General features: G+C 68.6%; 7 protein-coding genes and 2 pseudogenes. 2 read left to right on the top strand and 7 right to left on the bottom strand.

Going from position 1 to position 13,072, the window contains the following annotated elements; all coding sequences use genetic code 11:
• Positions 1 to 83: 83 nt before the first annotated feature.
• Genes BIV25_RS32150 through BIV25_RS32140 form a run of 3 tightly spaced genes read right to left on the bottom strand, consistent with a single transcriptional unit; the run spans position 84 to position 3,675 of the window.
• Positions 84 to 1,058 carry a carbohydrate ABC transporter permease gene (locus BIV25_RS32150; RefSeq protein ID WP_071376005.1) on the bottom strand — a complete coding sequence of 325 codons (975 nt, stop codon included), beginning with the start codon at positions 1,056 to 1,058 and terminating at the stop codon, positions 84 to 86.
• On the bottom strand, positions 1,055 to 2,002 hold the full coding sequence (locus BIV25_RS32145; protein WP_071376004.1) for a sugar ABC transporter permease: 948 nt from the start codon (positions 2,000 to 2,002) through the stop codon (positions 1,055 to 1,057). Before BIV25_RS32145 ends, BIV25_RS32150 begins: the two co-directional genes overlap by 4 nt.
• Positions 1,999 to 3,675, bottom strand: a complete 1,677-nt coding sequence (locus BIV25_RS32140) for an ABC transporter substrate-binding protein (protein WP_079177017.1) — start codon at positions 3,673 to 3,675, stop codon at positions 1,999 to 2,001. The genes BIV25_RS32145 and BIV25_RS32140 overlap by 4 nt, the downstream gene beginning before the upstream one ends.
• A gap of 213 nt (positions 3,676 to 3,888) precedes the next feature.
• Here BIV25_RS32140 and BIV25_RS54640 point away from each other — a divergent pair.
• Positions 3,889 to 5,756 (top strand): annotated as a pseudogene (locus tag BIV25_RS54640) (family 1 glycosylhydrolase).
• Positions 5,753 to 8,035 (top strand): alpha-xylosidase, encoded by a 2,283-nt coding sequence (gene yicI / locus BIV25_RS32125; RefSeq protein WP_071376002.1) that lies wholly within the window; start codon positions 5,753 to 5,755, stop codon positions 8,033 to 8,035. The pseudogene BIV25_RS54640 and the gene yicI overlap by 4 nt, the downstream one beginning before the upstream one ends.
• An 11-nt stretch (positions 8,036 to 8,046) precedes the next feature.
• Here the strand turns inward: yicI and BIV25_RS32120 are convergent.
• The 4 genes and pseudogenes from BIV25_RS32120 to BIV25_RS32105 form a co-directional block, all read right to left on the bottom strand.
• Positions 8,047 to 9,129 (bottom strand): annotated as a pseudogene (locus BIV25_RS32120) (arabinofuranosidase catalytic domain-containing protein); the annotation flags it as partial.
• A 54-nt stretch (positions 9,130 to 9,183) separates the two neighbouring features.
• A complete protein-coding gene (locus BIV25_RS54635; RefSeq protein WP_071376001.1) occupies positions 9,184 to 9,498 on the bottom strand; it encodes a hypothetical protein in 315 nt (104 codons plus the stop codon).
• A gap of 607 nt (positions 9,499 to 10,105) precedes the next feature.
• A complete protein-coding gene (locus BIV25_RS32110; protein ID WP_079177016.1) occupies positions 10,106 to 11,869 on the bottom strand; it encodes a cellulose binding domain-containing protein in 1,764 nt (587 codons plus the stop codon).
• Positions 11,870 to 12,263: 394 nt separating this feature from the next.
• The gene (locus tag BIV25_RS32105) at positions 12,264 to 13,055 is read right to left on the bottom strand and encodes an AraC family transcriptional regulator (protein ID WP_071376000.1); all 792 of its coding nucleotides are present in this window, start codon (positions 13,053 to 13,055) and stop codon (positions 12,264 to 12,266) included.
• Positions 13,056 to 13,072: the final 17 nt, after the last annotated feature.

Genomic DNA, 13,072 nt, shown 5'->3' with positions numbered 1-13,072 from the left:
GGGGGAGCGGTCCCTGTCACGCGGCGGGGAGGAGCGAGCGGGACCGTTCCCGGTCCGGGGTGTGCCTTTGGCGCGGTACCGGTTCAGCCCTTGATGGCGCCGGTGAGCACGCCGGTGCGGAAGTGCTTCTGGACGAACGGGTAGACGATCAGCAGCGGTACCAGAGTCAGCACGACCACCGCCATCTGGAGGGACAGTGGGGCCGTCTGCGCCTGGGTGGTGCCGAAGCCGGCGTTGATCGAGCCGGGCAGTCCGACACCGCGGTTGACGTAGGTCAGCAGGACGTACTGCAGGGGCCACTTCTCGCTCTCGGTCGGCATGTAGAGCATCACGTTGAAGAAGGAGTTCCAGTAGCCGACGCCGTAGAAGAGGGCGATCACCGCGGTCACGGCGCGGGAGGTGGGCAGGACGATGGACCACAGGATCCGCCAGTCCCCGGCACCGTCCACGCGTGCCGCGTCGACCAGTTCGGAGGAGGTTTCGGCGTAGAAGGAGCGCAGCACGAGGATGTTGAAGACCGAGACCGCGCTGGGCAGGATCAGCGCCCACCACTGGCCGTAGCCGCCCAGCCCGGAGACGACCAGGAAGGTGGGGATGAGGCCGCCGCTGACGAACATCGTGATGATCAGCAGGACGAGCAGCCAGCGGTGGCCGAAGGAACGGGGCCGCGACAGTCCGTAGGCGCACAGCACGGACACGGCCATGGACACGGCCGTGCCGACGGCGGTGATGCCGAGGCTCACCAGCAGGGCGGTGCGCACGGTCGGGTCGCCCAGCATCTCCCGGTACGCCTGTGTGGTCAGACCGTCCGGCCAGATCACCAGGCCGCCCGCCCGGTTGATGGCACCCGCGGTGGACAGGCTGGTCAGGACGATGATCCACAGGGGGACGAGGACGATGGCCACGACCACGCCGAGGGTCAGTCCCTTGGCGGCCTGTCCCACCGGGGTCGGGGGTTCCTCCCAGGGCGAGCGCCCCGCACGCGTCGTGCGCCCGGCGGTCGGCTTCGTGGTGCTCGTCTTGCCGTGTGGGCGGCTGAGTGTGGGTGCGTTGGTCATTTCCGGTACAACCCGTCCTCGCCGAAGGCGTGCGCGAGCCTGTTGGCGCCCCAGATGAGCAGCAGCGAGATCACGCTCTTGAAGAGCCCGGCCGCCGCGCCGTAGCTGTAGTTGCCCGTGGCGATGCCGTAGTAGAAGGAGAAGGTGTCCAGGACGTCCGCCGCCTCGTGGCCGACGGCGTCACGCTGGACCAGGAACTGCTCGAAGCCCACCGACAGGGCGTTGCCGAGGCGCAGCACCAGCATCAGCACGATCACGCCGCGCAGGCCCGGCAGCGTCACGTGCCACATCCGCCGCCAGCGTCCCGCGCCGTCCGCGGCTGCCGCCTCGTACAGCTCGGTGTTGATGGCGCTGAGCGCGGCGAGGAAGACGACGATCCCCCAGCCGGCCTCCTTCCACACGGCCTGGGAGGTCACCAGCAGCGCGAAGGTGTGCGGGTTGCTCATGATGTCCCACGTGCCGATGTCGTGCACGCGCAGGAAGTGGTTGAGCGCACCCGCGCCGCCGAGCATCTGCTGGAAGATCGTGATCGTCAGCACCCAGGAGAAGAAGTGCGGCAGGTACACGATCGCCTGGATGGTGTTGCGCACCCGCTCGCTGAGGACGGTGTTGAGCAGCAGTGCCAGCGCGATCGGTACAGGGAAGAACAGGATCAGCTGGACGAAACTGAGGTACAGCGTGTTCTTCAGCGACTGCCAGAACTGCGGGTCGCCGAAGAGCTGGCGGAACTGGTCGAAGCCGGCCCAGTCGCTGTGCCACACACCGGTCAGGGGGTCGTAGTACTGGAACGCGGTCACCAGGCCGAACAGCGGCGCGTAGTTGAAGACCAGCAGCAGGACGACCGCCGGCACGGTCATGATCAGCAAGCTCTTGTCGCGCCGCAGTCTGCGGCGCCAGGTCAGGCGCGCGGGCCGGTCCGCCTCCTGGGCGGCTGCCGTGCTCACTGGCCGGTCCCGTACTTGTCGAGGACGTTCTCGGTCATCCAGCGCTTGAGCCGGTCCCCGCTGGACTTCCAGGCGGCGATGGCCTCCTGGACGTCCTTCACCTTCTTCTTGCCGTGGTAGCAGTCCTTGATGACGTCCTCGACGGACTGCGCGGCGGCGGCCTGGGCGATCGGCTGCGGCATGCTGATGTTCATGTTCCAGAACACCGGCTTGTACAGGCGCTTGACGTTGGCGGCCTGCCAGGCGGCGTAGTCCTTGGTGACGATGTCGGCGCCCTGGTTGCTGAGCACGGCGGACGGTGCGGCGAGGAAGGGATAGACCACCGGCTGCACGAACTTCTTGCCGTCGTCGGTCGCCGTCGGGACCCCGTCCTTCATCGTGTAGTGGACGCCCTCGACACCGAAGTTGACCATCGTGTACTCGCGCGATCCGTACGGCGCGGCCAGGTAGTCGGCGACGGCCAGCAGTTCCCCGATCTGCTGGGGCTTCAGCCGTGCGTTGAGGTAGCTGTAGACGCTGGTGGACGCGCCCATGAAGGTGCGAGGTGTGCTCTTGCCGTCGGCGGCGAAGATGTTGAGGGCGCCGCGCCGGTAGTTCCTGTCGGCGGCCCTGCCGTTCTGGTAGTCGGACACGGACCAGGCGCCCATGCCCCCGCCCGAGAACAGCACCTTGCCGGAGTAGAAGCGGGTGGGGCCGGTGGCCATGATGCCGGCGATGGCGTCGGGATGCACATAGCCGGCGGTGGCCAGCCGGTAGTGCCAGTCGAGTGCGTCAAGGAACTGCGGCATCTCGTACTTGTGGACCAGCTTGCCGCCTTGGAGGTTCCACTGCGAGGGCACGTCCCAGCAGGGGAAGAGGTACGTCCACACGTCGTCGAAGGCCCACACGCCGCGCTTGGCGTCGGTCAGTTCCTTGCCCAGCTTCATCAGGTCGTCCGCGGAGGTGACCTGGTCGGCCGTGATGCCCTTCGGCTCCAGGATGTCCTGCCGGTAGAACACGGTGCCGGCGACGACGAACCTGCTGGCGGAGCAGGGTATGCCGTACAGCTTGTCGCCCCATGTCCCGGCCTGCCAGGCGCCGGTCGGGAGGGCGGCGAGGTTGGGGTACTTCTTGATCCTGTCGCCGGACAGATACGGCGTCAGGTCGGTGAGCTGCGTCCCGGCCAGTTCACCGACGTTGAAATTGGAGCTCCACCAGCTCGGGAGCTGGATCCAGTCGGGCAGGCGCCGCGCCGCCGTCATCGTCGGGACGATGGTGTCGTAGTGGTTGCCGTCCGCGGGCCTGACGGTGAGCTCGACGCCCAGGGCCTTGTTCATCGCCCGGTAGAAGGAGTTGCCGGGTGTCGGCACGGTGCCCCACAACGGGGTGACGGCACTGTAGCTGCCGCCTTTCCCCGGTGTGCCGGAGACCGTGGTGATCTGGTCGGACGGGTAGTGCAGGAAGGCGGGGTCGGTGACCGCGCCGTCGCTGCCCGCCACCGAGGCGATGTCAGGCTTCACGGGCGTACGCGGCACATAGGCCGGCAGCGCCGCCTTCAGGCCCGCCTTCGTGTTCGTGCCCGTGTGTTGCTGTCCGCCACCCCCGCAGGCGGACAGCAACGGAGCCAGTGCGGCCGCTCCCGCGACCGAGGCGGCTGAGCCGACGAAGCTTCTGCGGTTCAACTCGTGTGGCATGGTGGCGGCCCCTTCCCCTGAGAAAGCGTCGAAGCGCTTCACTTGGCAGGCGAAGTTAACGGACATGTTTCGTACGAAACAAGAGTACGAACACAAAGAAACTTTCTTTTCGCAGGTCCATTGACAGTCCGTCATGACGATGGCAGCGTCGATGCGCTTCGACGTTCGCCTTTCAACCCGACGTCCACTTCCGCCTGTTGAGGGGTCTGACTCGTGGGTTCTCCGTCCCTTTCCGTCACCGCCCGGCTGCCGTTCCGCGATCCCGCGCTTCCACTGCAGAAGCGCGTCGACGACCTGCTGGACCGGCTCACACTGGACGAACGGCTCGCCATGCTGCATCAGTTCGTCCCGGCCGTCCCGCGCCTGGGCGTCGACTCGTTCCGCACCGGGACGGAGGCATTGCACGGTGTGGCCTGGTTGGGCGCGGCGACCGTCTTTCCCCAAGCCGTGGGGCTGGGAGCCTCGTGGGACGAGGAGTTGGTGCGCCTCGTCGCCGAGGCGGTCTCGGTCGAACTACGCGCCTTCCGCCGGCACCGCCCACCCGTGACCGGATCCGGCGTCAACAGCCTGCAGGCCTGGGCGCCCGTGGTGAACCTGCTGCGCGATCCGAGATGGGGCCGGGGCGAAGAGGGATACTCCGAGGACCCGTTGCACACCGCGCGCCTCGGCACCGCGTACTGCCGGGGCCTGGCCGGCGACCATCCCGACTGCCTGCGCGCCGCTCCGGTGCTCAAGCACTTCCTCGCCTGCAACAACGAGAACGACCGCTGCGTCACCTCCTCCGGCCTCCGCCCTCGTGTGCTGCACGAGTACGACCTGGCCGCCTTCCGCCCGATCGTCGCCTCCGGCGCGGCCACCGGCGCGATGGCCGCCTGCAACCTGGTCAACGGCCGCCCCTGTCACGTCAGTCCGCTCATCGAGAACGAACTGCGGCGCTGGGCGCGGCGGACCGGCCACGAACTGTTCGTGGTCAGCGACGCGGAAGCGCCCTCCAACCTGGTGGAACAGGAGCACTACTTCGAGGACCACGTCACGTCCCACGCCGCCGCGCTGAAAGGCGGCATCGACAGTTTCACCGACCACGGCGAGGACAGCGCGACCGTGGTCGACCGATTGCGTGAGGCGCTGGAGCGTGGCCTGATCGAGGAAGAGGACGTCAACCGGGCGGTGCGCCGCCAGCTGCAACTCCGCTTCCGGCTGGCGAGTTCGACCCCGATCTCGATCCGTACAGCGGCATCGGCCCGGAGGTGATCGACAGCCGCGAGCACCGCGCTCTCGCCCTGCGCGCCGCGACCGAGTCGGTCGTGCTGCTCAAGAACGACGGCCTGCTGCCCCTGACCCCGGAACGTGCACAGCGGATCGCCGTCATCGGGCCGCACGCCAACGCCCTGATCGCCGCCCGCCGTCGCGCCGAGACCCTGCACAACCACATCTGGACGGAACCGCTCTTCGCCCGGCGCCATCCCGCGCACGAGGCCGAGACCTGGGCCGGAGCCGCCGACGGCCCGTGGCGGTTGCCGGGCGACCTGGACCTGATCGGGACGCCGCTGGACTTCCTCGGGGTCAACTTCTACCGGCCCCTCACCGTGGCCGCCGCACCGCACCGCGTGGCCGACCCCGACCAGCGCACCGCCGTGGACATCGGCGTGGCCGAGCTGGACCCGTACGGCACGCGGCACACCACGATGGGCTGGCCGGTCGTCCCGTCCGCGTTCACCGAGCTGCTCTGCGACCTCCACGTACGCTACCCGCGGTCGCCGCCGATCTGGATCACGGAGAACGGCTCGGCGGAGGCCGACACCGTCGCACCCGACGGCCGGATCCACGACCCCGACCGCATCGGCTACCTCGCCGACCACCTCACCGCCGTGGCCGACGCCATGGCCGCCGGTGTGGACGTACGCGGCTACTACGCCTGGTCGCTGCTGGACAACTTCGAGTGGGCACGTGGCTACGGCCAGCGCTTCGGCCTGGTCCACGTCGACTACGACACTCTGACCCGCACCCCCAAGGACAGCTACCACTGGTACCGGGGCCTGATCACCGCGCACCGTGCGCGTACGGAGGAACCTGCCCGATGAAGTTCACGGACGGCTACTGGCTCATGCGCCCCGGCTGCACGGCCCGCCATGCCACCGAGGTCGCCGACGTCCGCGCCGACGACCACCGGATGACCCTGTACGCGCCCGTGAAGCACGTGAGCCGGCGCGGTGACACCCTCAACAGCCCGCTGCTGACCGTGGAGTGCTGGTCCCCGGCCGAGGGGGTCATCGGCGTGCGCACGACCCACCATGCCGGATCGGCGCGCCGGGGACCGGAGTTCGCGTTGCCCGGCGCCGGTGCGGACGCCGGCAAGGTGCGCCGGGACGGGGCGGTGCTGGAGCTGGTCTCCGGCGACCTGACACTGCGCGTGGACACGGAACAGCCCTGGCAGCTGGAGTTCATGGCCGGCGGTCATGTGCTGACCTCCGCGGGCGAGCGCGGCAACGGGTTCGTCACCGACGCCGAGGGCCGCCATCACATGCTCGCCCAGCTGTCGTTGGGAGTCGGAGAGCTTGTCTACGGCCTGGGGGAGCGATTCACACCGCTGGCGAAGAACGGGCAGACGGTGGACATCTGGCAGGCCGACGGCGGCACCAGCAGCGAACAGGCCTACAAGAACATCCCGTTCCACCTGACCAACCGCGGATACGGCGTCTTCGTGAACCACCCCGGCAGGGTCAGCTACGAGGTCGGCTCGGAAGCCGTCGGCCAGGTCCAGTTCAGCGTCGAGGACCAGTCGCTGGAGTACTTCGTCGTCCACGGCCCGACCCCGAAGCAGGTCCTGGAGCGCTACACCGCGCTCACCGGCCGCCCGGCCCTCCCGCCTGCCTGGGCCCTGGGCCTGTGGCTGACCACGTCCTTCACCACCGACTACGACGAGGCCACGGTCGGCCGTTTCATCGACGGCATGGCCGAACGCGGTATCCCGCTGAGCGTGTTCCACTTCGACTGCTTCTGGATGCGCGCCTACCAGTGGTGCGACTTCGCGTGGGACGCCGAGACCTTCCCCGACCCGGAGGGCGTGCTGGCCCGGCTCAAGCAGCGGGGACTGCGCGTCTGCGTCTGGATCAACCCGTACATCGCCCAGAAGTCACCGCTGTTCGCGGAGGGCATGCGCGAGGGCTACCTTGTTCGCCGTCCGGACGGCAGCGTGTGGCAGTGGGACCTGTGGCAGGCAGGCATGGCCCTGGTGGACTTCACCAACCCGGCCGCGCGCGACTGGTACACCGGCAAACTGAAGACACTGCTCGACCAGGGCGTGGACTGCTTCAAGACCGACTTCGGCGAGCGCATCCCCACCGACGTCGTCTGGCACGACGGTTCCGACCCGGAGCGGATGCACAACTACTACACCCACCTCTACAACCAGGCCGTCTTCGACCTGCTGCGCGAGGAGCGCGGCGAGGGCGAGGCGATGCTGTTCGCCCGCTCGGCCACCGCCGGAGGCCAGCAGTACCCCGTGCACTGGGGCGGCGACTGCGACTCGCACTTCAACGCCATGGCCGAGTCGCTGCGTGGCGGACTCTCCCTCGGCCTGTCCGGGTTCGGTTTCTGGAGCCACGACATCGGCGGCTTCGAGGGCACTCCCACGCCGACCGTGTTCAAGCGCTGGGTGCAGTTCGGTCTGCTCTCCTCGCACAGCCGCCTGCACGGCAGCAGGTCGTACCGCGTCCCGTGGGACTACGGCGAGGAGGCCGTCGAGGTCACCCGTGCGTTCACCCTCCTCAAACATCGCCTCGCCCCGTACCTCCAGCGCGCTGCCCAGCAGGCCCACACCACCGGCGTCCCGGTGATGCGGGCCATGGTCCTGGAGTTCCCCGGCGACCCCACCACCGGTCATCTCGACCGGCAGTACATGCTCGGCGACGACCTGCTCGTCGCTCCCGTCTTCACCGACGACGGTACGGTCGAGTACTACGTGCCCGAGGGCACCTGGACCAACATCCTGACCGGCGTCCGGGTCACCGGCCCGCGCTGGGTGCGCGAACAGCACGGCTTCCACACCCTGCCGTTGCTGGCTCGCCCCGACTCGGTCATCCCCTTCGCCGCCGACGACCAGCGCCCGGTCTCGGCCTGGGCGGACGATGTCGAGCTGAGGGTGCACGCCTTCGCGGACGGCGCTCGCCGCACGGTCGTGATCCCGTCTGCGAACGGCCCCGGCGAGGCGGCCCGCTTCGAGGTCCGCCGCGAGGGCGACCGCCTCAGCGTCACGACCGACAGCCCGCACCCCTGGCGGCTGCGGACGGGCGGCCCCGACGGCACCCTCCACACCGTCGCCGCGGGGCTCGCGACCACCGAGTTCCGATACGAGGAGTGAACCTACTTTCCGTAGCCGGCGGCCGCGATGCCGGCCTGTACGGCGCCCTCGGTGGCGTCCGAGGGGTAGCCGGTGGTCATGACGCCTTCGTAGAAGGTGCCGGCGGAGCCGTGGCTGTTGTCGCCGCCGATGCCGAGGATGATGGCGCCTTCCTTCTTCATCGGGTTGTAGCCCGCGACATTGGGGCGGGTTCCGCTGTAGAAGGTCGACAGGCCGCCGGACTGGGCGTTGCCGCCGCGGATCGCCCAGTGGTTGGGCCCGCCCTTGACGACAGCGGTGAGATAGCGGTGGCTGATGGAGGGGTCGTTCGCGTTGTAGTGCTGGTTCACCCCGGAGAACAGGCCGTTTTCGAGGTCGGCCATGATCCAGGGCCCGTTGCCCGATCCGTAGCCCCAGACCTCGATGTTCCCGAAGTAGACAGCCTCCATGGTGCCGTTGCCGTTGTCCCGGCTGTTGGTCTCGGCGTTGCCGTAGTCGAAGCAGCAGCCGCCGTTGTAGTGGGTGCCGTCGAGGACGGCGTACATGCCCTCGGGCTGGTCGCCCTTGGCGACACCGTTGGTGTTGTTGTTGCGGTACCCGGTCCCCGGGGCGACGTAGACGCCGTAGGCCTTGTGGCCGCCGATGGTGGTCGGTGCGGCGGTGGCGTCGGCGAGGTTGTCGTAGCCGCCGGCGGCCGGGCCGGAGAACCCGCCGGGAGGTGCCTGGGTGAGGCGGTTGCCGCGGCCGGACTGGTCGTAGATGACGGTGATGACGCAGGTCGTGCCGGCACAGAACGAGTCCTGGGCGGCGGCGTTGGCGTATCCGCCACGGCTCAGGACGCCGATGTCGCGGGTGGCGTTGTCGGAGGCGCGGCGGACCTGGTACAGCGGGCCGTTGTAGGAGCCGTACAGCGCACGGGTCGTACTGTGCGCCGCCACGCAGGGGGTGCCGCCGGCGGCGTAGAGGTCGCACGGCAGCGAGGCGGCGGCCGGAGCGGCGGAGGCCGCCGGTGCGGCGGGTGCGGTGCCGGTGAGCACGCCGAGGCTGAGCGCGGCGACCGCTCCGGTGGCGAGCAGTGCACGGTGCAGGTGCCGTATCTGCGGGCGGACGGTCATGAGTGAGCTCCTTCGATGGTGGGGGGTGTCTCACGTGCCGGCGGTGTGCCGGGCTCAGAACGGCGTGAAGAACTTCCAGACCTCGGCCGGCACCCAGGTCCGGGAGCCGCTGTCGCCGCCGGCGCCGTCCTGGGACGCGGGGATGTGGCCCTCGTCGAAGGCGGCCCACTCGACCGGGTGTTTGGTGGAGCATCCCGAGTAGGTGGTGATGCGGTGTGTGAGGGTGCCCTGCGCGGGCTCGGGCGGGTTCTGGGGAGTGCAGCCGTTGTTCCTGACGAACGTGTCGCGCAGGGCACGTCCTCCGGAGATGCCGAGGACGTTGTCCCGGATGCCGTGTTCGCCAGCCGTCGGAGGCCGTAGCAGGCCCATGTTCCGTTCTCGGCGGTGCGGCCCGTGGTCACGTCGTTGGCGGTGCCGCCCAGCCAGTGGAAGCCGAACACCAGCCGACAGGCGTGGCGCTGGTCCTGGGCGACCGCCACCTTCAGGATGCAGCTGCGGCTCCTCCTTGTGATCTGAAGTGGATGGGTGCCGCTCGTCAACGTGGGGCCTTGCCGCAACCGGCGGTCGAGGTTGTGGCCTTGCCTGCTGCGAGGGAGGCGTCCTGTAGGACCATAACGGGGGCTTGGGCATCACACCGCTCCGTCTTCTGTCGGATCCGGCTTGCTGCTTCTCCATGGGGAACAGTCGGTTCGATATATCGAACTCTGATCGGAACTCCGGACTCTTCAGGATGATAGGAACCCAGCCGCAGACGTCAATGCCCGTCACTTGATTCACCGGAAGTCGATGGTCGCCGAAGCGGTGGGCGGTCCTGGCCCGGAACCTCTCGCCCGATGGCGTCAGGCAGGCGACTCATGCCGGAAGGGCATTCCTGGTCGGTTCCATCGGGCGAGATGCTCCTCGGGTCGGTCGGGCCGTCATACCGACCTCGGCGACTCCGCGGCAGGCGGTTTCGCGCCGCCGGCGGCGGCGTGGCTCAACCGATCGAGCAGCTTGCGCCGTTGAGCCAGAACTCCGGTGGATCGGCGTCACTGCTGGACCAAGTGCCCTGGAAGCCCCAATAGACGCTCTCACCCTGCGCGACGGAGGCGTTGGAGGAGGTGTTCCCGGCGTTGACGCTCGGGCCGCTCTGCTTCACCGTGGCGTTCCACTGGGTGGTGATCTGGGTGTCGCCGCCGAAGTTGAAGCCGAGGTCCCAGCCGTTCATCTGGCCAAGGCTGTTGTTGGTGAAGGTGACGGAGCCGATCAGGCCGCCCGGCCACTCGATCTTGTTGTAGACGACCCGGCAGGCGGCGTCGGCCGGGTGCATCTGAACGACCACGACCGAGTAGGCGGGCACGGTCTGCCGGGTCGCGCTGCCGGCGTTGGCCGACGTGACCGAATGAGCGTTCTTGAGATACGAGTAGACCGTCGGGGCGGCGGAGGACGGGGTGAATCCGCTGTAGTCGAGGCTGACGGTCGCGTCGTTGCTCGGATCCTTGTTGATGAGCATGACGTCCACGTCACCGTTGGCGCGGCGGACGGTGTGCGCGGACAGCAGCGAGTCGGAGCTCGTGGCCTTGACCATCGTGTCGCCCGCGGCGCCCAGCTTGGTGATCATCTGTGTGCCGTAGTACGCCGGGAACGGGGCGTTCAGCGGGGGCTCGCACGAGGCGCCGCTGGAGAGCATGCCGTAGTCGTTGTAGTCGGTGGCGCCTTCGACGGTGGTCAGCCCGGTGCAGTCGGTGCCGTTGTGCATGTCCCACCAGTCCACGCTGAACGCGCCGTTCTCCAGCCAGGTCAGGTATTCGTCCGGGGCGAACAGGCCGTTGGGGGAGGTGTCCCGGTAGGAGGTGGCGTTGGCCTCCGTCACCGCGATGCCGACGTTGTCGGCGTTGGTGCCCGCGTACTGTTTGATCAGCGAGCGCACCGTGCCGGTGATCCTGGGGATGTCGGCCTGTGGCTTGGTGAGCAGGTCGGCCTCGCTCGTGCTGCTCGGGTAGTGGTGCACGATGACGAAGTCGATCTTCGACCCGACGATCGACAGGACCGTGTGGTTCCAGTCCGCGGTGTCACCGGGCCCGGTGATGCCGTCCGGCCAGCCTCCTGGGGTGGTGAGCACCGCACCGATCTTGATGGAGGGATCGACCGCCTTCATCGCCGATATGTACTGCAGCACGTTGTTCGCGTAGGTCGTGGCGCTGTGGCTTGAGTGGTGGTCGGTCTCCCATGCGGAGCCGTACTCGCCGTTGCCGTACTGCTCGTTGCCGACCTCCCAGTACTTCACACCGTAGTGCTTGGTGACGTTCGCGTACTGCACCCAGGAGGCCGCCTCCTGTGGCGTCCCGGTGCCGTAGTCCACCGTGATGGTCGGCTGCGCGCCTGCCGCACGCGTCGTTCCCATGAAGGTGTCGAAGTCGGTGTTCGGGGCGACATAACCGCCGTCCTCCTCGGTGTTGGTCTGCCAGTGGTAGAAGTCGGCGACGCTGCCACCGGGGTAGCGGACGCTCCCCACACCTTCCGCGCTGAGCAGACCCGGGATGTCGGAGCGGGTCATGTTGGGGTCGTAGACCGCGACGTTGGTGCCGACCCCGGTGGACGGGATCGTCGCGAGCTGCTGTGCCGCGTCGACCGAAACGGACACGGCGGTCGAGGCGGAGGCGGTCGGCGCGGCCGCGGTCACCGTGCCGGCGGCTGCGAGCAGCAGTGTCGCGGCCAGCGTGACCGTCCGACCATGGAACCTACTGATGGACCATCTCATGTGTCCCTCCAGAGATACGGATCATGGTGCTCGGCAGGACGGAAGTGCCGGGTCCGGGCGAGTGGAGCCTGATGCCTGACGCGACGTCAAAACATCACGCCTCGTGGGACATTCGGGCCACCGTGCGATCGACGGCGGTATGCCACAGGCTGCCCTGCCCCCTGATTGATGAGGGCCTGCGGGCGACAGCCGAAGGATGGGCGCGTGTCGAAGCGCTTCACATTGTCTCAATGTAACGGGGGCGCTTCGCGCGAAACAAGTAGCGTGAATTCAAGAAAACTTCTCGGATGCGGCGTCATGACAGCGGGCTGGGCGAGGGGTTGGGTGCGTCGGGAGGTGGCGTCGATGCGCTTCGACAGATCGGGTCGGTTCACTCTACGGGCCGCCCGGATGATCACCCGTGAGCAAGCCTCGCCGTCTCGCGGACGGCTCGTGGTGAGGCTCCCAGCTCCCGGCGGCAAGCCTTGTTGAAGGCCTGGAGGTCGGGGATTCCCACCGCGGCGGCGATCGCGGAGATGGAGAGGGTGGATTCGCGCAGCAGGTGACGGGCGCGTGCCAGGCGGCGCTGACGGATGTAAGCGACAACGGTCTCGCCGGTGGTGGTGCGGAAGAGCCGGGTGAGGTGGTTGTGGGAGATCCCGGCGGCGCGGGCCACCTCCGGGACGGTGAGGGGGTCGGTCAGCCGGGACTCGATGTAGGAGATCGCGGCGGTGACGGCCTGGTGCGGTCCGTCCAGAGAGCCCTGCGGGGCCGGCGGGGTGAGGTGGCCGACGCGCCACAGGGCGGCCCAGACCTCGGCCGCGGCCCGGACCGGTGCGCTCGGCCAGGCCGCGACGGCCTGGAGCATCAGGGCGGACAGCATGGCCAGCTCCGGGCCCGCATCCTGCATGACGGGCACCGTGCGGGGCGCGCCGCCGGAGGACAGGCGCAGGTGGGCGTACAGGTGCTCGGAGCGGCCCCGGTAGCGGTACCGGACGGTCGTGGCGGGCGGTATGAGGCTGACCCGGCCGGGTCGGATGACATGCGGCGTTCCGTCGACCGTGAGGTCGGCCTCGTACCGGTACAGGTGCAGCTGCCACAGGTCGGGCAGGTGGAAGACGTCGGTGTGCCCAGCCGGGCCGTGGACGCCGACGCCGACGTTTGCCACGACCGGCGGCTCGTCCAGGCACACCACCGCCTCAAGCATGGTGAAAACCTACCAGC

The organism is Streptomyces sp. MUSC 14 (genome assembly GCF_001866675.1).
Lineage (GTDB): Bacteria > Actinomycetota > Actinomycetes > Streptomycetales > Streptomycetaceae > Streptomyces.
This window is presented reverse-complemented; position numbering and strand designations above follow the sequence as displayed.

Excerpts from the sequence above, each read along its gene's own strand:
- BIV25_RS32140 (WP_079177017.1), bottom strand. The coding sequence starts at position 3,675 with ATGCCACACGAGTTGAACCGCAGAAGCTTCGTCGGCTCAGCCGCCTCG.
- BIV25_RS32150 (WP_071376005.1), bottom strand. The coding sequence starts at position 1,058 with ATGACCAACGCACCCACACTCAGCCGCCCACACGGCAAGACGAGCACC.
- BIV25_RS32110 (WP_079177016.1), bottom strand. The coding sequence starts at position 11,869 with ATGAGATGGTCCATCAGTAGGTTCCATGGTCGGACGGTCACGCTGGCC.
- yicI (WP_071376002.1), top strand. The coding sequence starts at position 5,753 with ATGAAGTTCACGGACGGCTACTGGCTCATGCGCCCCGGCTGCACGGCC.
- BIV25_RS54635 (WP_071376001.1), bottom strand. The coding sequence starts at position 9,498 with ATGGGCCTGCTACGGCCTCCGACGGCTGGCGAACACGGCATCCGGGAC.
- BIV25_RS32105 (WP_071376000.1), bottom strand. The coding sequence starts at position 13,055 with ATGCTTGAGGCGGTGGTGTGCCTGGACGAGCCGCCGGTCGTGGCAAAC.